Genomic DNA, 17,796 nt, shown 5'->3' on the forward strand with positions numbered 1-17,796 from the left:
GGGCGCTCCCACCAGCGCCGCTGCATAATCAATCCCGCAGCGCCATTGGTGTTCCCGATCAGCCTATTAACTATGAACAGATGAATGGCATATGGCGCAGAGCGCCTTTTGTGCTAGCGAGTTTGGCGTGACTCCTTTTCCTTGGCCCGACCTTATCATCATTGGCTGTTTGATCGTTATCAACGGCGTGTTCGCGATGTCCGAACTCGCGATTGTCTCTGCACGCACCACGCAATTGCAGGGCGCGGCCGATAAGGGCAGCAAGTCTGCAGCGCTGGCGATGTCGCTAGCGGCAGATCCCGGCAAGTTTCTTTCGACGGTGCAAATCGGGATTACCCTGATCGGCATCATTGCAGGCGCCTATTCCGGAGCCAGTTTGGGTGGACCCATGGCAGAGCGACTGCCAGCGTTGGGTGTGCCAAAGGAGTATGCCGAACAAGCCGGCTTCGCGGTGGTGATCGCGTTGACGACCTATTTCAGCCTGGTTGTTGGCGAATTGGTGCCCAAGCAGCTCGCATTAAGGGCGGCCGTACCGATCTCTCTCATTATGGCGCGCCCGATGGCGTTGCTGGCTAAGATCGCCGCGCCGCTTGTCTGGATTCTGGATACGTCATCCGGTTTGCTGATCCGTTTGTTCGGTGTTCGTCCCGGCGGCCAATCCAGCGTGACTGCTGAAGAGCTTCATATGATTTTCGCCGATGCGACGCAGTCGGGCGCGATTGAGGCGGATCAGCACCAGATTCTGACCGGCGCGGTGCGGCTAGCGGAACGCCCCGTGCGCGAAGTGATGACGCCGCGTACCGAGATCGATTGGATCGACGTGAATGCGAGCGAGGCAGACATTCGTCAGACCATTGACGAAAGCCCGCATTCGCTGCTTCCCGTTGCCGATGGATCGCCTGACAAAATCCTCGGCGTGGTTAAAGTGCGCGAAGTTTTGGCGCAGTTGGTCGCAGGCGAGGCAATCAACCTCAAACGTCTGATGAAAAAGGCAGAGATTGTGCCGGATCAGCTTGATGCGATGGATGCGCTGCGTTCGTTGCAACAGGCGGAGATCGCGATGGCGATGGTCCATGATGAATATGGCCATCTGGACGGGATAGTGACGCCGGTTGACCTCCTGACCGCGCTGGTAGGCCAATTTGTCAGTGATCAGGATGAAGGCGATGCGCCCGCGATGACTGAGCGGGCAGACGGCTCGCTGCTCATTTCGGGCGGAATGTCAGCCGATGATCTCTCTGACCGTTTAGGCCTAGATTACGGCGACAGCCGCGAGTTCGCGACCGTTGCCGGATTTGTCTTGTCGGTGATCAAAAAGCTGCCGCTCGAGGGCGAGAGTTTCGTCGAGCAGGGCTGGAACTTCGAAGTGATCGATATGGATGGCAGGAAGATTGACAAGCTCCTGGTGACGAAGGTGCCGGAGGAGGATGGCGAGGAGTGAGGGGCTTTTTTGTTTAGCCTCAAGCGCCGGCGTCCTTTTTGTTTAGTACCTCAGTCGCCGGGCGCGAGCCATCCGGCTCGCTTGGCTTCCTCGCATAAGCTCGGACGGCCGGTCGGCCTTGCGGTCAGCTAGTCGCTGACCGGATCAGCGCTAACCATCTATCTGGCAACTTTTCTTGGTCGCGGCAGCCATAGGGCCGCGCGGCCCGCCCGCAGCGAAGTGACCGTCAGGGAACGAAAGCGAGGAAATCGCGCGCCGGATGGCGTGCGGAGAACAAACTCAACCCGGAATGATCGCCTGACTATTCTGACCATCACCTTCGGGTGCGGCGATAATATCGCGGGTTACGCGGCCTTTAGCGACGGTGTTGGTGTCCGGATCACCTACTGAGGAGCGGATGCCTGGAGCAGCGACTCCTGCACGATCAAGCGCGCTGGTTTCGACCGAACTGCGCGGGGCAGGGCCGCCGAACAGAGCTTCAAGAGCTTGCTCAGATGCAGTACCTTCTGCTGGACGCGGTGCACCTGGGGCTGGTGGGACCAGATTGAAATCAGGCGGAACAACCAAGGGTGCCTGGCGCTGAACGGCGAACTCGTCGGGGCGCTCACGCCCCAAAATACCGCCGCTGCTACCGCAGGCTGCCAGCATAGCGCTGGTTGCGCCGAGGAAGATGATTTTGGTCGTCATACGCATAGTAGTCTCTCCACGGGCCCGATTTCAGGTCTGGGCCGGTTCGATATCCTGTTCCTCTTCCTTATCGCGGACGAAGAAGGATCGGGCAAGGATGATTACAACGCCGATGGTGATAGCCGCATCGGCAACGTTGAAAATGAGGAAGGGGCGGAAGTCGCCGAAATGCAGATCGGCGTAGTCGACGACATAGCCGAGTGTGTACCGGTCAACGATATTGCCGAGCGCGCCGCCAAGGATCAGCGATAGGCCAAGAATGTCGCCAAACGCCTTCTCGCGCAGCATCCAAATGAACACGACGAGCGCGATCAGCGCTGTGACCGCGACCAGTGCATAGCGCATTTCGGGCGACGTGGCTTCAAACAGACCCAGCGAGATGCCGAAATTCTGCGTGAAGCGCAGATCGAAAAATGGCAGGATTTCCACGTAGTCGCCGATCCGGTTGATCTCCAGCGGGCCGGTTACATAGTCTTTGATCCATTGATCCGCGGCAAAGATGATCAAGGCAATCGCAAGGCCGATCATGCGGGGCTTGGTGAGAATACTCATTGTGCCGCATCCCATTCAGCAACCACACTGTCGCAGCGACCGCAAAGTGCACCATCTTCGGTGACTTCGGGCAGCAAACGCCAGCAGCGGCCGCATTTGTGATCGGATGTGCGCGTAACTGTCACGCCATCCCCTTGGCCGCGGGTGACTGTCGCGGTGATGAACAGATCGACGAGATCAGCGTCAGTAAAGCCTTCAGGGACTGTGCTTTCGGGCACAGTCACATCAGCTTCGAGACCGGAACGGATGGTTTTCTCACGGCGAAGCGGCTCGATCGCCTCCATCACCGTTTCGCGCAGCTCGCGCAGTTTGGTCCAGCGCGCAGTATCCGCTTGAACGGCCGGAATGACAGGCCATTCGAGCAGATGTACGCTGCCTTCTTGCGCATCATCGTCAGGATAACGCGCTTTCCATACTTCCTCTGCGGTATAGACCAAGACGGGCGCCGCATATCGGATCAGCGCGTGGAACAGGATGTCCAGCACCGTGCGATACGCTTTGCGTTTCGGATCGTTTTCGTCATCGCAATAGAGGCAGTCCTTGCGAATATCGAAGAAGAAGGCGGAGAGGTCTTCATTGCAGAAATCGACGAGCAGACGTGTGTATGTGTTGAAGTCGAAATCATTGACCGCTTGCTTCAACTTACGGTCCAATTCCGCCAATTCGGACAGGATGTAGATTTCCAGCTCAGGGATTTGCGTATCATCCCCCATGTCGCCGACAAAGCCATCCAACGCGCCAAGCAAATAGCGGAACGTGTTGCGCAGCTTGCGGTACGTGTCGCCCACGCCTTTGAGGATTTCATCGCCGATACGGTGATCTTCGGTGAAATCGACGCTTAGTGCCCACAGCCGGATGATATCCGCGCCATATTGTTCCATCACTTTCAGCGGATCAGTAGTGTTGCCGAGCGACTTGGACTGTTTGAAGCCTTTGGCATCCATGGTGAATCCGTGCGTCAGCACGGCTTTGTAGGGCGCGCGGCCTCTGGTGCCGCAGCTCTCAAGCAGTGAGGATTGGAACCAGCCGCGATGCTGGTCGCTGCCTTCCAGATAGAGATCGGCGGGCGATTGCAGTTCGGGCCATTCATCGCTCTCGAGCACGAAGGCGTGCGTGGAACCGCTGTCGAACCACACGTCGAGAATGTCGGTGACCATCTCGTAATCGTCCGGGTTGCGATCGGGGCCGAGGAACTCAGCTGCGCGGCTTTCTTCCCACGCATCGACGGTTTCGGACGCGATAGCTTGCTGGATGCGGAGGTTTACTTCCGGATCGACGAGCAACTCACCAGACTCGCGGTGTACGAACAGCGCCAGCGGAACGCCCCATGCGCGCTGGCGGCTGATTAGCCAGTCGGGGCGACCCTCGACCATAGAGCGCAGGCGGTTGCGGCCTTTTTCGGGAATGAAGCGAGTGGCTTCAATCTCTTCCATCGCGCGTTCGCGCAAAGTTGGCGCGGCGCAGATGGTTTCGTCGGACGGATCGATTGCCCCGCCTTCGCCTTCCCAACCCTTTTCCTCGGGCGTCTTGGGCGAGATGTGCTCGAGATCCTCATCAATCGCGATGAACCATTGCGGGGTGCAGCGATACACGACCTTCGCTTTGGAACGCCATGAATGCGGGTAGCTGTGATGATAATCGGCGCTGGCAGAGAGAAGCGCGCCTGCCTCGCGCAGATCCGAACAGATCGGACCTTCGGGAGAATTGAATGGCTTGTTGATCACGCTGCGACGGCGCGGTTTGCCTTCATCATCGAGATCATCCGCACCGAGCCACAACCAATCGTCGCGATAACGCCCGTCGCCCATAACGGCGAAGACTGGGTCGATACCGTTGGCGCGGCACAGATCGAAATCATCCTCGCCATGATCGGGTGCCATATGGACAAGACCGGTACCGCTGTCCGTGGTAACAAAATCACCTTCGAGGAACGGGCGCGGCTTGGCGTAAAACCCGCCAAGCTTGTGCATCGGGTGGCGTGCGATTGTTCCGGCTAGGTCTTTACCCCGAACATGAAGAAAGCCTCCACCCGAGTGACTTTCGTCAAACAAGAAGTCGTCGATTTCAACAATCGGATTGTCGGCTGGCCAATCGACCGCCGCAGGCAAAGACCTTACGTAACGTTCCAATCTTTCCGCAAACATCTCTCGAAGATCGTTTGCAATCAAAATACGCTTTCCGGTGACTGCGGGCGCATCGATGTGGGTTGTGAGTTCCAGCAGATCGTATTGAACTTCCGCTCCGTAAGCCAAAGCCTGGTTCACCGGAATCGTCCAAGGTGTCGTCGTCCAAATTACCGCATGTGCGCCGACCAATTCTGGAATCGGCGATTCAACAATCTCGAACGCCACATCGATCTGCGGGCTGTCGGTCAGGTCAGCATATTCGACTTCGGCATCGGCCAAGGCTGTTTCTTCAACCGGTGACCACATCACCGGCTTTGCGCCGCGATAGAGTTGGCCGGTCTCGGCGAACTTATGCAGTTCTTTGACAATTGCGCCTTCGGCTTCGGGGCGCATTGTTAGATAGGGTTTGTCCCACCTTCCATTGATTCCTAGTCGCTGCAGTTGGCCGCGCTGAACATCGACCCATTTCTGGGCATATTCGCGGCATTCTGCGCGGAATTCCTTGGGTTCGACCTCGTTCTTGTTTTTCTTCTTCTTGCGGTAGAGTTCCTCGATCTTCCACTCGATCGGCAAGCCGTGGCAATCCCAGCCGGGCACATAAGGCGCATCTTTGCCGAGCAGGCTTTGCGTGCGGACAACCGTATCCTTCAGAACATGGTTCAGCGCGTGGCCGATATGCATATCGCCATTGGCATAAGGCGGTCCGTCATGGAGGATGAATTTCTCACGGCCCGCACGCGCCTCGCGCAGCTTTTCATACAGGCCAATTTCTTCCCAACGCGCCTGAATACCCGGTTCCTTCTTGGGAAGGCCGGCTTTCATCGGGAAGTCGGTTTTCGGCAGGAAAACCGTTGGTCTATAATCTCGCTCTGTGGCGCGTTCTTCAGTCATAATGGAGCGCCGTTAAAGGAAAGCGCCGCGCGGGGGAAGAGTGGTTGCGTATGCGTATGCGTTTGCGGGGCGTTTTACTGCCGCTCGCGCCGCGCTTCGAGGCCCGCATAGGCGGCTTCGCGCTGCGCCTGATTGCGATTGTCGCGGTCAGGATAGAGTGCCGGGCCAACAGTCCAGATATCATCCACCCAGACATAGCCATTAAAGCTGCGCGGAACGTCACCGAGCTGTTCGGGCAGCGAGAGACCGGTGTTGGGCTCATTCGCGCTATGCGGGCCTGTCACGATAATCCGCGCGCCAACCTCTTCCATCCGGCTGACGAGGCGATTGGGCCAGCCCCAATACATCCACTGACGATTGAGCGGCACGATCAGCGTGCCGTCATTACAGCTTTCGGGAATGATGCTGGTCCAACCATACAGAAGATAGTCGGTCGTACATTGCTTCGCGGCGGCAGGGCTCCACGCCCAGACATCGGGATACAGCTCTTTAATCCGCGCAACCGGCGCAGGGTCGCCGTAAAACGCGTAACGTAGTTTGACCGGGTCGCGATCCGCCTCTTTCAGCACTGCCGCGAGCAAATCGGCTTCTTTTGCATCGCTTGATTTGAAATTGAACATGATCTGCTTCGACTCGCGGACATAGAGAATCCATGTCGAGAGCGGTTGAATGCCGCCCACAGCCGTACCGCGTAGCGGGAAGGTTTTGCCGCCGTCAGCAGTGTAGCCGTAGCCCGCATCGAGCTTCATGATGCCTTCCAGCGAAGCTTCACGGACGGGGCCGGCGCCATCGGTGCGGCAATCGAGAGTCCAGTCGTGGAAAGCGATCAGCTGGCTATCCAAAGTCGGCGCAATATCGACCTCGATCATCGCCGCGCCGATTTCTGCCGCCCGCTGCGCCCCTCGGCCGGTGTTTTCGAGATAGTCATGGACTGGTTCTTCGATCAATTCGGCGGTGCAAGTGTCACGCTCTACGCCTGCACGGTCGAAGTGCTGCGCTATTCCGCGATGCGCGACCAGCTTCGCCTTCCCGCGCGGCGCATCGGCCAGCCAACTGGCATTGACCACAGTCAGGATTACAAAAATGATCGCGGCGATAAAGCCGATCCGCGTGAGCCAGATTTTCATGCGAGTAGCTGTGCCGCCTTTTTGCAGTCTTGGTCGATGGCTTCCATCAGCGCCTCAAGTGTATCGAACTTTGCTTCGCCGCGGATGAAATGATGGAAGCTCACTTCAATCTCCTGACCGTACAGATCGCCCGAAAATTCGAAGAAATACGGTTCGAGTAGCTCCTTAGGTGGCTCGAATTGTGGCCGGATGCCGATATTGGCCGCACCTTTCAGTTCCTGCCCGGTGGCGAGCACACGGCCTGTGACTGCATAGACGCCGAATTTGGGCCGCAAATAGCTTTCGATAGAAAGATTGGCAGTAGGGTAGCCGATTTCGCGCCCGCGCTTGTCGCCATGTTCTACGATGCCTCGAATTGCAAAAGGACGCGTGAGCAGGCGTGCAGCCTCCTGCGGATTGCCCTCGCGCAAGGCCGTGCGGATACGGCTAGAGGAAATAACCTCATCGGCATCTCCAACCGGTCCAATGGTGCGCGCGCGAATGTCGTGCTGTGCGCCGACGTCGGCGAGCACCTGCGCATTGCCGCCTCGGCCCTTGCCAAAAGTAAAGTCCTCGCCAGTGACGACGCCTGCGACACCAAGCTGTTTCGCCAGAAGACCGCCGATAAAATCCTCGGCAGTGGTTGATGCCAGCGCGCCATCAAAATGCAGCACCAGCATCGCGGTCGCACCCGCTTCCAGATACAGCTCTTGCCGCTGTTCCAGCGTGGTCAGGCGGAAAGGCTCTGCATCGGGTTTGAAGAAGCGGACTGGATGCGGATCGAATGTTGCCACGATGGAGGGGCGGCCTTCCTCACGCGCCCAATTAATCGCTTCGCCAGCAACAGCCTGATGCCCTTTGTGGAAGCCATCAAAATTGCCCAGCGCCACAATGGCGCCGCGCAGGCTGTCAGGCACAGCTTCACGGTGATCGAGCCAGCGCATTATTCAACAGCTTCCTCTGTAGATATGCTTTGTTTGAGCTCGGATGCAGGCTTCAGACCTTTGCGGATCACGCGGATTGCGTTTTCGCCCATGATCGCGCGGATTTCTTCCTCGATGAAGCCTTGCTTGAGCAGTTCATTGGTCACATGGACTAGCCCCGAGGTATCGAACCGTGCGGTGATGGTGCCGTCATAATCGCTGCCCAGCGCAACATGTTCGATCCCGACCAGGTCGCGGATATGCTTCATGGCTTTGACGATGGCCGCTGGCGAAGTGTCGCACACCGCGCCTTCCCAATAGCCAACCCCGATCACACCGCCGGTTTTGGCCAGGCCGATAATTTCTTCATCGGTCAGATTGCGGTTTACGTCGCAGGTCGCCTGCACGCCGCCATGGCTGGAGACGACCGGACGGGTTGCCATGGTCAATACTTCGGCCGTCGCCTTCTTGCTCAGATGTGCGATGTCAACAATCATGCCTTTGGCTTCCATTGCTTCGACAATATCGCGACCGAATGGGGTCAGCCCGCCCTTTTCCTCGCCATGCATCGATCCGGCGAGCTCATTGTCGAAGAAGTGCGTCAGGCCAGCCATGCGGAAGCCAGCGTCGTAGAGCACGTCGAGATTTTCGGCCTTGCCCTCCAGATTGTGCAGGCCCTCAATGCTGAGCAGTGCGCCGGTACGGTCTTTGGCCCCAGCTTCGCGGTCGGTGAGCAAAGATTCCAGATCACTGCCATCATTCACGCTTGCAAACACACTGCCAGACTCTTTAACCGCACGGTCCCGCTTGGTTGCGTGCCACAGCGACCGTTCGAGCAGCGACGTCCAAGTGCGGACTGGCTGCAACTGCCCGATGACGAGCAGGGTAACATTATCGCCATCAGCGCTATTATTGTCGTAATTCTGGCCCGTTGGCGTCTTGGTCACGCTCGAGAACACCTGCAGCGCAACGTTGCCCTCTTGCAGACGTTGTAGATCCATGTGGCCGTATTCGACTGGCTCCAGCACGCTGCGTTGCCACAGCAATGTATCGGAATGCAGATCGACGATTGTCAGGGTGCTATGGAGCGCTTTCGCCTCTTCGCTAACAGCCTCGAGCGGCTTGCCGTCCAGCGCGTTATTGGTGCTGTCGAAATAGCGCGGCGCGAAGGCGAAGAATGCGATTGCCAAAACGGCGATCAGCAGCAGGAGGTTGAGCAACAGCTTCCGCATTTAGTGCCTCACATTGTGCCGATTGTTGAGTTCTGACCACTTAGCCCATGGATCTTGAGCAGGTCGTTCAAAAGGCAAAAGCGTCCTGCGGTAATCCCGGCGCTTTGGCCGCTCGTTTGTGATTCTTTGGCTTTTTGATCGCTGATCGGAAGCTATCTATTAGTTCCAATCGTTTCGCTTGGCGCTCTTCGTGGTCCGGTGCGCAAAATTCATAAATAGCAAAGTTGTGCTCATCGTTATCAGATGACGCTGATGTTTCCGAAATGAGTGTTGGACCCCATTTCTCAAATGTATCTAGAATGTTTGGATCTAGAAACGCATCAGCATCCGGAACTTCGTAATCAACGATCGTGACCAAATATCGGTCAACTAGAGGCGCAAATTGCCCATAAGTGAGCGCTCCGCCGACGACGAAGATTTCATCACTGCCCGTTTCCTCGGCGCGAAACAGGCTCTCGGGAATAGATAGCGCGAGTTGGCACGCGGCTGTGTTAGCGAACAGCACGTTATTGTGGGAAAGGACAATATTCGTGCGGCGTGGGAGGCCATTCCCGCCGATAGAATCAAACGTTTTACGGCCCATGATAACCGTATTTCCGATCGTTTGAGAACGGAAAAACTGCATGTCTGTCTTGAGTTTCCAAGGCAGCTCGTTGCGACAGCCTATAGCTCCCTTTTTATCAATCGCGACGATTGACGTAAGTAACGCTGTTTGATCCGATGTTCCCATAGTTCGCTTAGAATCCATTGTAGCGTTCGTTTCAAGTGAGTCCTGTTTGCAACACCCACTCGGTACCTGAGTACAACAGGTGGGGATCATGTGGATATCTCACCCCGATGCAGCTTGGTCGCGTGGCCCATTTTGCGGCCGTCGCGCGCCTGCTTCTTGCCGTAGAGGTGTAGATGCATATTGGGCTCGGCTAGCATATCCTGCGCTGTCTTTGCATCTTTGCCGATGATGTTGCGCATTGCGATACGCGGCGCGACGGTGGCGGTGTCGCCGAGCGGTAATCCCACAATCGCGCGGATGTGATTTTCGAACTGACTCGTGGCTGCGCCTTCGATACTCCAATGGCCTGAATTGTGCACGCGCGGTGCCATCTCGTTGAAGGTCGGGCCTTCGTGGGTGGCAAAGAACTCGCAGGTGAGCACGCCCACGTAATTGAGCGCTTGTGCGACCGATGCGGCGAGCTTGCGGGCTGGCTCGACCTGTTCCTGAATGCGGTCGCTGGCGGGCAGGGTGGAAGTGTCAAGAATGCCGCCTTCGTGCACATTCTCCGCGCTATCCCAGAATCGCACTTCGCCATCGTGTCCGCGCACCAGAATCACGGAGAATTCGGCGAAGAACTCGACAAAACCTTCATAGATTGTCGCGGTGTCGGGCAGGCGCAGCCCCTCGGCGTCGCGGCTGGAATCAATCCGCCACTGGCCTTTTCCGTCATAGCCGTCGCGGCGTGTTTTGAGGATCCCGGGTGCGCCGATCCGATCAACTGCGGTCATCAAGTCAGCGTGCGAGTCGATTGTCGCGAAAGCAGCAGGCGTTCCGCCAAGTTTCTCGACAAAGCGCTTTTCATTGAGCCGGTCTTGCGCCGTTTCCAGCGCGCGTGGGTGCGGGAAAATCTGGTCTTCAATCGGCTTCAGCGGTGCGACCGGGACATTCTCGAATTCCCAAGTGATCACATCGCATTGCTGCGCGAAGGCGGCGAGCGCAGCGCGATCATCCCATTTGTTGCAAAAGAAATCGCTGCACACTTCGGCTGCAACGCTGTCCCGCTCGGGCGCATAGGTGATGCAATGGTAGCCAAGCTGCGCAGCAGATATCGCCATCATCCGGCCAAGCTGGCCGCCGCCCAATATGCCGATTGTCCCCCCAGGCTTAATCATCAGTCTACAGGCCGCTCCGCTACTGCTTCGCTTCGTGCGGCGCGCCACGCTTTCAGCCGCTCGGTCAGGGCCTCATCGTTTGTGGCCAGAATTGCCGCCGCCAGAAGGCCTGCGTTTGTTGCACCGGCTTCTCCGATAGCAAGCGTGCCGGTAGGCACACCTGCTGGCATCTGAACGATGGAAAGCAGACTATCCATGCCGGACAGCGCTTTGGACTGAACGGGCACGCCCAGAACTGGCAAATGCGTCATCGCTGCAATCATGCCGGGCAAATGTGCCGCGCCGCCTGCGCCCGCGATAATCACAGTAATGCCCTCGTCCGCTGCGTTCTTGGCAAAAGCGTTCATGCGGTCGGGAGTCCGGTGCGCAGAGACGATCCGTACATCGGTCTCGACGTCCAATTCGTCCAATACGCCTGATGCGCATTGCATGGTCGGCCAGTCGGACTGGCTACCCATAACGATAGCAACTTTGGCCATCACATATCCTTCAAATAGCGCCGTTCGCCCGGCTGCATATTGTCGTCAAATTCGTAAATGATCGGCGCACCGGTCGGAATTTCGAGACCGGTGATGTCATCATCCGAGATACCCGACAGATGCTTAACCAGAGCACGCAATGAATTGCCGTGAGCGGAAATGATCACAGTCTCGCCGCTCGTCAGAACGGGCAGAATGTCGCTTTCCCAATAGGGCAGCACGCGCTCGATGGTCAGCTTCAGGCTTTCGGTATTGGGAATATCAATCCCGGCATAACGCGGATCGGCGCTGAGATCATACTCGCCGCCGCTTTCCATTGGAGGGGGCGGCACGTCAAAGCTGCGGCGCCAGATATGCACCTGCTCGTCGCCATGTTTGTCGCGTGTTTCTTGCTTGTTGAGACCGGTTAGTCCGCCATAATGCCGCTCGTTCAGTCGCCAATCCTTGGTTACTGGCAGCCACATCCGGTTCATTTCCTCGAGCGCCAGATTAAGCGTCTTGATCGCGCGTGTCTGAAACGAGGTGAAGCAAGTGGTTGGCAGAACGCCTTTCTCTGCCATCAAGACACCGGCGGCCTTGGCCTCGGCCACGCCTTTGTCGGTCAGGTCGACATCCCACCATCCGGTGAAACGGTTTTCGAGATTCCACTGGCTTTGACCGTGGCGGACAAGAATGAGTGTAGGCAAGGAAGATGCTCCTGAGCGGGAAAACGTGCGTTTGGGAGCACTTGGCGTTAGCTTTTGCCGCCCGTTTTGGGAAGCGATTCTTCGTCTCCGGCACCTATTTCGCGCGCCTGCGTCTTTCGGCGTCGCAGATTCTCGCGCAGTTTGGCTGCAAGGCGCTCTTCACGGGTCAATTTCTGTTCGCTGTTTGACATTACCGAGACCTATTGCCGCTATTGGCCAAATTGCTCAAGCCCAGCTAGATATCCGGCTTGACTTTGGGCGGCGCGGCGACAATAGGGCGCGCCTTGATTGGAGCGCTGCTGTAGCTCAGTGGTAGAGCGCGTCATTGGTAATGACGAGGCCGGGAGTTCAATTCTCCCTAGCAGCACCATCACCTTCCGCCGAGTGCGAGTTTTTGCCGGCCGAAAACGGTTTTTTGCGTTTTCGTGATCTTAACCGTTGCGCGCTCGTGCGAATTACGGCGCTATGTGCGCTTAGTCTCCATACCAGTAGGTCCAGCATGCGCGGAGTTCGAGTCTAAGCTTTATCTGCTTGGATTCGGCCAACATTCGTCGGAGACTATATGGCCCGATATTGCTTGATCTGTGGTGGAGTCCGCTACATGGATTGAGATCCAAGCCATCAATATGGATCAATCGGATGCGTCCCTTAAACGCGTACCGATCGCTGATGCGCAACAGATCACCGTACTCTTCTTCCGCCGCCTCAACGGATTTGGCTTTGACAGGCTCGACCGCCCGATTGTCCAAGACGTATGAGCGCAAGCGGCGATCTACTTCCCAGATGTCTGGATCAACTACGTCGCGATCTACCGAAGCCATGATTACCGCGCTCTCTGCGGACTCGTCGATCTCTGCCAGACCAACCTCGACTTCGGCGAATTGACAATAGATGCTGCGGAGGCACAGGTGGACAGCCGTATGTAGCCGACGCCTGCGTTCGCGGTGATCGCCGTCGATCCTTATGGTTAACGGGTCGCCGACTTGCGGTACGGTAGATGGTTGATCCAAAACCATCCAAGTCAGGCCGTCCATCTTGACAACGTCACGGACAGGCCAGTTGTCATTTGCAGCCAATGAAACCATGCCACGGTCCCGTGGCTCGCCGCCGCCAGACGCGCGCATCAGATTTTCTTTGACGGCTATTCTGAGCGTGCCCTGATCACCATTTACCGCTATCAATTGAGTGTTGGCGGTAATCTGATCTGGGTCCTGATTGTAGATATGCTGTTGGATCGTCATCTTCATGCTCCTTGATTGTTCATCGCGCTAGTTTGGCGGGGGTTTCGTCATGGTGATCATGCATTGTCGTTTGCGGCTAACTTAACGAGCGGTTCGATCGGGAAAATAGGTCCGTGTTCACCTGTCAAATTGCGCAATCCAGCTAAGGATTCGATGCCGTAAGTGCGCCATATCTCCCTGTCACCGCCGCTGATGTTGTCGCGACTATGTGTGCCTCGAAGGTTAGAGAAGGCGAAGAACGAGCCGGGCTGTACTTCGACGGAAATTTTCACCGCTTCCAATGAACGCAAAAGCCACGCCATCATTTCTTTCCCTTCAGTGTCTGAGGGACTGACCGTACGGGTATTGTAGGACGGAAACGATATTTCCCAACGACGGTCCGGGCCCATCGAGATAATTGGACGCGGCCGTGTCCAGATACCTTCACCTGCGCCCAAGCTGATCGGGAACGCGAACTGGAAGCGGGGAACGCTTAGAACCTGTAGCGCCCGCCTGGCTTTGTTCCCATTTTCACTCGCCATTTTCTTCAACGCCCAACTAAGCGGTGCATAGTGAGTCGCGACACCGGGGGGGTTTTTCCGGCCCATCAAGGCAATACAATGAACGCGCGCATCGCGGGGAATGGCGGCATCGTCGGAATGCATTGCGAATTCACCAGGGGCGGCGTTATTGTTTTCACCGCCATCAGCTTTGGGCACCAGCTTCATTATCAGCTCGCCGCCGTTCTGGCCGGCAAAATTGTAGATATCGCCGACGCATCTCGACATTGCCAACATCAGGACCCGGGCGATATTTGTTTCTTCTGGCAGGCCGGTTACATGCATGGCGTCGGCGGTGCCATGGCGCACTTTGAGTAAATCACTGACAAGATCGGGCACTCCGCTTTTCAGCTCCCTTTTTGCGTGCTTGCCCAGCTTCCTTTGCTGCACGGGGTCACTGGGCCAGCCGCCAAATTTATCGAGGACGCCTTTCGCTAGTTGTTCGAGGGTTTCACAGGACACTGCATCGACAAAGTGAAAGAGCACCCGATCGCCGCGGAGCGCTGCTCCACCGGGGATGGTCGGGTCGAAATAGCTGTTGTCGTTGGCCGCTTTGCGTACGGGGCTAGTGGTCGATTGGTTTGGGTCCGATTTATCCTGTTGCATGTCGTGTGGCTCCTTCTCCACGACCGGAGGTGTGCCACAGAAATATCACATAGTCAAATAACAGGAGAAATTTGTATATTCAACAATTAATCGGCTAGGATCGCCTGCAGTGCGGTAATGGGGTTCTGGCCAAGTCTTTCGAAAGCTGTCTTGGCGGGAACATTACTTGCGGAGGTCGGTCCTTCGTAAATTGACAGTAGCTGCTTTTGCTGGTCTGCATCTACGCTAAGATATTCGCTCACGAGTTTGGCGGCCTCTCTGTCTAGCGGGACCGCGCCGAGCACTTCTAACGCAGCTTCGATTAGGCGCTCTCGGATGGCGATCTCTTCAGAACCTAGTTTGCTCAGTATCCATCGGATCGCGATTGAATGCGCGCTCTCAAAGCTGTCAGCGGACGTACCATCGGCAGATTGGATAATTTCCTCACCGAATGTTATTTTAATGCCTTTACTGTACTTCAGCTTGTCAAAATCAAACAGTTCTATCAATCCTTTCCTGATACCATCAGCGACTTCGCGCATCCTTTTTTCGACTTCACGTTTGTAGGCTTTCTCAGGTTTCTTCGTGAGCCGAAAAATGGCCAATGTTGCCAACTTTTGATCAGGCTCAAGCGTTACTGCTTCCGGATTCAAATTTGTCACAAAAAAGAACATCGGCCCGCGATAACCGGGGTCTACTTGAAGGCCGGGTACAACAAGCAATCCGTCCATTGTGTTCTTGGTCGTCCCACCAACAAAAGCTGCATACTGAGGCCCAAAATTCAGATGCTCCTTGGCAAGCACACGAACTGATTTGAACGGCTTAAGCGTCACGGAATCTTGCGTGTAGAAGAACCGATCGGCGTCATCGTCGCCATTGTCACTTCTCTCGATGAGCGCATCTAACTTCGGTTCAATAAGGTCTCGCTCCCATCTATCGAGGCGATCGGGGTTGAATTCCCTCGTATGAACCATGCGCCATTCCGGGCGGGTCAACTTCTTGTACCCGTGCTCAATACTGAGACCGTAGGTCAGGTCGTAGGACACCGACTGGGTGGCACTCTCGTTATGAGGGACAATCGCAAGGCCGCTATTCTCATCCTCCAACAGCGTGTTGATTTCATGATCGACGAGCAGGCCGCCGCCTGCAAACTTCTCTATCTCGGGCTCTGAACCCATCCCGCCGGCCGCCACGGTAATAGGTAACTGCTCGGGTTCTATCGCGTCTTGGCGCCAAAACTCAGGACTGTGGCCAAAGTAACTCGACAGTTTCAGTGCCATTCTGTGCGAAATTTTTTGCGGATCGCTTGGATTGGTGATGTTATAAATAGTCTGCGCATGGCATTCGAGCGCTTTGGCCAATGTTTTTGCCGAAAGCTTATCAATTGCCATCAAATGCCGTAAGTATTCTCCCGGAGTATCCGGTGCTCTTGCTCCGTTACGGCGCGCTTGCTCGCTGCTGGACCCCATTTTTGATTTGCCCCGTCCCAATTGTACGAAAATGCATGAATATCCAAATTTTCTTAGGGTACAATGAAGTTCTCATAAATTTCTGTTTGTCGCTACCGTTCTGTGACAATTCTACACTGGGTGTATGTCACGGAGCTGGTCGAAGTTGACGTGTTTCCGAATAAGCTCACGTCCACGCTGACTGAAGAATATTTGTTCATTCTCTTAGTATCTGATTGCGGCTACCGCGTTTTCAAACAGCATTTTATGGAGCAAATTGATGGATTTTGGCCTTTCGGACCAGCAACGCGAATTGCAGGAGGCGGCGCGCAAATTTGCACGGGCGGAACTGCCCGATCTGGCGCGCGAATTGGAGCGGGACGACAAGCCTATACCCGACGATATGCTGCGCCGTTATGGTGAGCTCGGGTTTCTGGGCATCAACCTGCCCGAGCAATATGGCGGCATGGGTCTTAACCATCTCGATGCGTTGCTCGTTCTGGAGGAATTTGCCCAAGTTTCTGTCGCGGTCGCGTTTCCGGTGTTCGAAGCGCTCACCGGCCCAGTCCGGACGATTGAGCAGTTCGGCTCCGATGCCCTGAAAGCGAAAATCCTGCCCGAAGTCATCCGCGGCGAAAAAATTGTTGCGGTCGCGATGTCGGAACCCAATGCCGGTACTGCGCTCACCGATTTGACCACCACTGCGGAGGTGGACGGTAATGATATTGTCCTCAGAGGGCAGAAACGCTGGAGCTCGGGTGCTGGACACTCGCATTACTACATCACCTACTGCCGATTTGCCGAAGATGGTAAAAGCATTGAGGGCGCGAAGGGCATCGGCGCAGTGGTGGTTGAGAAGGGCGCTGACGGCTTGTCTTTCGGGAAACCCGAAGAGTTGATGGGTTTTCGCGGCATACCGTCGGCTGATATTTTCCTCGACGATGTGCGCGTGCCCAAAGGCAACCTTATCACCGGGGCGGGCGGTTTCGGCAAATTGATGAGCGCGTTCGGATTGGAACGCTGCGGCAATGCCACCATGGGTCTAGGTGTTGCAGCCGGAGCGCTGGAAGATGCGCTGGCTTACACGCAGGAACGCGAGGCGTTCGGCAAACCCATCGTTGATTTTCAAGCGGTGCAGATGAAACTCGCTGAAATGGCGATGCAGGTCGATGCGGCGCGCCTGCTGATCTGGCGTGCTGCTGCGAATGCAGGTAACGGGTTGCCCACCGTCTATGAAAGCTCACTCGCTAAATGTTTCTCCAACGAAATGGTTCGCGATGTGACGCAGCTCGGCGTGCAAGTAATGGGCGGCTATGGCTACTCAAAGGAATATCCGATGGAGCAGCGCTTGCGCGACGGTTTCGCTTGGGGGATCGCTGGCGGCACGACCGATGTACAGAAGAGCAATATTACCGCGGCGATGATCGGTAGGCGATTTAACCAGCGGGCCAAATAGGGCGGCTTTGACCTTGCCAAGCGCCGCCGTGTTAGCCATCTAAGGCACCATGGACGAAACCGACGATACGCTCACGCCGCTGCATCCCAATCATGTGAAGGTGACGCGCATTGTCGCGTTCCTATGCGCGCTGCCCTTTGTGATTGGATCAATCGTGCTGGAGGCGGTGCAAATCCTGCCTTTCGGCATCTTTGTGATTCCCGTATTTCTGGTGGCTGTGTTTCTGGTCCTGCGTGTTCCGCTGCGCCGCTATCATGCGCGCGGCTATGACATGGGCGAGGACCGGCTGCGGGTGGTGAAGGGTATTCTCTTCAACTCGGATACCGTCGTGCCGTTCGGGCGGGTTCAGCATATCGACGTCAATCAAGGGCCGCTCCAGCGTGCGTATGGCATTGCCACGCTGACGCTGCACACGGCCGGATCGCACAATGCCTCGGTCCATTTGCCGGGTCTCGGTAACGAGGATGCGCTGGCGATGCGCGAGGACATCCGTAGCCATATCAAGCGTGAGCTGGATTGA

At 56.3% G+C, this 17,796-nt stretch carries 17 protein-coding genes and 1 tRNA gene; 4 read left to right on the top strand and 14 right to left on the bottom strand.

Annotated elements, in window-relative coordinates; all coding sequences use genetic code 11:
* Positions 1–127: 127 nt before the first annotated feature.
* Positions 128–1,441, top strand: a complete 1,314-nt coding sequence (locus J9777_RS12580; protein WP_209349160.1) for a hemolysin family protein — start codon at positions 128–130, stop codon at positions 1,439–1,441.
* A 279-nt stretch (positions 1,442–1,720) separates the two neighbouring features.
* Here the strand turns inward: J9777_RS12580 and J9777_RS12585 are convergent, their stop codons facing one another.
* From J9777_RS12585 to J9777_RS12635, 11 genes are all read right to left on the bottom strand, one after another.
* A complete protein-coding gene (locus J9777_RS12585; RefSeq protein ID WP_209349569.1) occupies positions 1,721–2,128 on the bottom strand; it encodes a DUF3035 domain-containing protein in 408 nt (135 codons plus the stop codon).
* 30 nt (positions 2,129–2,158) lie between these two features.
* Positions 2,159–2,680, bottom strand: a complete 522-nt coding sequence (lspA, locus tag J9777_RS12590; RefSeq protein WP_209349161.1) for a signal peptidase II — start codon at positions 2,678–2,680, stop codon at positions 2,159–2,161.
* A complete protein-coding gene (ileS, locus tag J9777_RS12595) occupies positions 2,677–5,697 on the bottom strand; it encodes an isoleucine--tRNA ligase (RefSeq protein WP_209349162.1) in 3,021 nt (1,006 codons plus the stop codon). Before ileS ends, lspA begins: the two co-directional genes overlap by 4 nt.
* A gap of 74 nt (positions 5,698–5,771) precedes the next feature.
* Positions 5,772–6,824, bottom strand: coding sequence for a glycerophosphodiester phosphodiesterase family protein (locus tag J9777_RS12600; protein WP_209349163.1), 1,053 nt, complete (start codon positions 6,822–6,824; stop codon positions 5,772–5,774).
* Positions 6,821–7,747 (bottom strand): bifunctional riboflavin kinase/FAD synthetase, encoded by a 927-nt coding sequence (locus tag J9777_RS12605; protein WP_209349164.1) that lies wholly within the window; start codon positions 7,745–7,747, stop codon positions 6,821–6,823. Before J9777_RS12605 ends, J9777_RS12600 begins: the two co-directional genes overlap by 4 nt.
* A complete protein-coding gene (locus J9777_RS12610; protein WP_209349165.1) occupies positions 7,747–8,958 on the bottom strand; it encodes a dipeptidase in 1,212 nt (403 codons plus the stop codon). Before J9777_RS12610 ends, J9777_RS12605 begins: the two co-directional genes overlap by 1 nt.
* Positions 8,959–9,025: 67 nt before the next feature.
* Positions 9,026–9,706, bottom strand: coding sequence for a dihydrofolate reductase (locus tag J9777_RS12615; RefSeq protein ID WP_209349166.1), 681 nt, complete (start codon positions 9,704–9,706; stop codon positions 9,026–9,028).
* Positions 9,707–9,774: 68 nt separating this feature from the next.
* Positions 9,775–10,842, bottom strand: a complete 1,068-nt coding sequence (locus J9777_RS12620; protein WP_209349167.1) for a 5-(carboxyamino)imidazole ribonucleotide synthase — start codon at positions 10,840–10,842, stop codon at positions 9,775–9,777.
* Positions 10,842–11,321, bottom strand: coding sequence for a 5-(carboxyamino)imidazole ribonucleotide mutase (purE, locus tag J9777_RS12625; protein WP_209349168.1), 480 nt, complete (start codon positions 11,319–11,321; stop codon positions 10,842–10,844). Before purE ends, J9777_RS12620 begins: the two co-directional genes overlap by 1 nt.
* The gene (gene gpmA, locus J9777_RS12630) at positions 11,321–12,007 is read right to left on the bottom strand and encodes a 2,3-diphosphoglycerate-dependent phosphoglycerate mutase (RefSeq protein ID WP_209349169.1); all 687 of its coding nucleotides are present in this window, start codon (positions 12,005–12,007) and stop codon (positions 11,321–11,323) included. Before gpmA ends, purE begins: the two co-directional genes overlap by 1 nt.
* A 47-nt stretch (positions 12,008–12,054) precedes the next feature.
* Positions 12,055–12,198 carry a hypothetical protein gene (locus J9777_RS12635; protein WP_209349170.1) on the bottom strand — a complete coding sequence of 48 codons (144 nt, stop codon included), beginning with the start codon at positions 12,196–12,198 and terminating at the stop codon, positions 12,055–12,057.
* 104 nt (positions 12,199–12,302) lie between these two features.
* Here J9777_RS12635 and J9777_RS12640 point away from each other — a divergent pair.
* Positions 12,303–12,377, top strand: a tRNA-Thr gene (locus J9777_RS12640).
* A 103-nt stretch (positions 12,378–12,480) separates the two neighbouring features.
* On the opposite strand, the gene J9777_RS12645 is transcribed toward J9777_RS12640, so the two are convergent.
* From J9777_RS12645 to J9777_RS12655, 3 genes are all read right to left on the bottom strand, one after another.
* Entirely contained in the window at positions 12,481–13,248 is a 768-nt protein-coding gene (locus tag J9777_RS12645; protein ID WP_209349171.1) for a hypothetical protein, read from the bottom strand.
* A gap of 56 nt (positions 13,249–13,304) precedes the next feature.
* Positions 13,305–14,393, bottom strand: a complete 1,089-nt coding sequence (locus J9777_RS12650) for a hypothetical protein (protein WP_209349172.1) — start codon at positions 14,391–14,393, stop codon at positions 13,305–13,307.
* Between the two features lie 86 nt (positions 14,394–14,479).
* Positions 14,480–15,763 (bottom strand): hypothetical protein, encoded by a 1,284-nt coding sequence (locus J9777_RS12655; RefSeq protein WP_209349173.1) that lies wholly within the window; start codon positions 15,761–15,763, stop codon positions 14,480–14,482.
* A gap of 337 nt (positions 15,764–16,100) precedes the next feature.
* Between J9777_RS12655 and J9777_RS12660 the strand changes: the two genes are divergently transcribed.
* Positions 16,101–17,276, top strand: a complete 1,176-nt coding sequence (locus tag J9777_RS12660; RefSeq protein ID WP_209349174.1) for an acyl-CoA dehydrogenase family protein — start codon at positions 16,101–16,103, stop codon at positions 17,274–17,276.
* A 49-nt stretch (positions 17,277–17,325) separates the two neighbouring features.
* Positions 17,326–17,796 carry a PH domain-containing protein gene (locus J9777_RS12665; RefSeq protein ID WP_209349175.1) on the top strand — a complete coding sequence of 157 codons (471 nt, stop codon included), beginning with the start codon at positions 17,326–17,328 and terminating at the stop codon, positions 17,794–17,796.

It is taken from the genome of Pontixanthobacter sp. CEM42 (assembly GCF_017812015.1).
In the GTDB taxonomy this organism is placed as follows: domain Bacteria; phylum Pseudomonadota; class Alphaproteobacteria; order Sphingomonadales; family Sphingomonadaceae; genus Pontixanthobacter.

Bases quoted from the DNA above. Each gene is read 5' to 3' on its own strand.
- J9777_RS12585 (WP_209349569.1), bottom strand. From the start codon at position 2,128: ATGACGACCAAAATCATCTTCCTCGGCGCAACCAGCGCTATGCTGGCA.
- lspA (WP_209349161.1), bottom strand. From the start codon at position 2,680: ATGAGTATTCTCACCAAGCCCCGCATGATCGGCCTTGCGATTGCCTTG.
- ileS (WP_209349162.1), bottom strand. From the start codon at position 5,697: ATGACTGAAGAACGCGCCACAGAGCGAGATTATAGACCAACGGTTTTC.
- J9777_RS12600 (WP_209349163.1), bottom strand. From the start codon at position 6,824: ATGAAAATCTGGCTCACGCGGATCGGCTTTATCGCCGCGATCATTTTT.
- J9777_RS12605 (WP_209349164.1), bottom strand. From the start codon at position 7,747: ATGCGCTGGCTCGATCACCGTGAAGCTGTGCCTGACAGCCTGCGCGGC.
- J9777_RS12610 (WP_209349165.1), bottom strand. From the start codon at position 8,958: ATGCGGAAGCTGTTGCTCAACCTCCTGCTGCTGATCGCCGTTTTGGCA.
- J9777_RS12615 (WP_209349166.1), bottom strand. From the start codon at position 9,706: ATGGATTCTAAGCGAACTATGGGAACATCGGATCAAACAGCGTTACTT.
- J9777_RS12620 (WP_209349167.1), bottom strand. From the start codon at position 10,842: ATGATTAAGCCTGGGGGGACAATCGGCATATTGGGCGGCGGCCAGCTT.
- purE (WP_209349168.1), bottom strand. From the start codon at position 11,321: ATGGCCAAAGTTGCTATCGTTATGGGTAGCCAGTCCGACTGGCCGACC.
- J9777_RS12635 (WP_209349170.1), bottom strand. From the start codon at position 12,198: ATGTCAAACAGCGAACAGAAATTGACCCGTGAAGAGCGCCTTGCAGCC.
- J9777_RS12645 (WP_209349171.1), bottom strand. From the start codon at position 13,248: ATGACGATCCAACAGCATATCTACAATCAGGACCCAGATCAGATTACC.
- J9777_RS12650 (WP_209349172.1), bottom strand. From the start codon at position 14,393: ATGCAACAGGATAAATCGGACCCAAACCAATCGACCACTAGCCCCGTA.
- J9777_RS12655 (WP_209349173.1), bottom strand. From the start codon at position 15,763: ATGGCAATTGATAAGCTTTCGGCAAAAACATTGGCCAAAGCGCTCGAA.
- J9777_RS12660 (WP_209349174.1), top strand. From the start codon at position 16,101: ATGGATTTTGGCCTTTCGGACCAGCAACGCGAATTGCAGGAGGCGGCG.
- J9777_RS12665 (WP_209349175.1), top strand. From the start codon at position 17,326: ATGGACGAAACCGACGATACGCTCACGCCGCTGCATCCCAATCATGTG.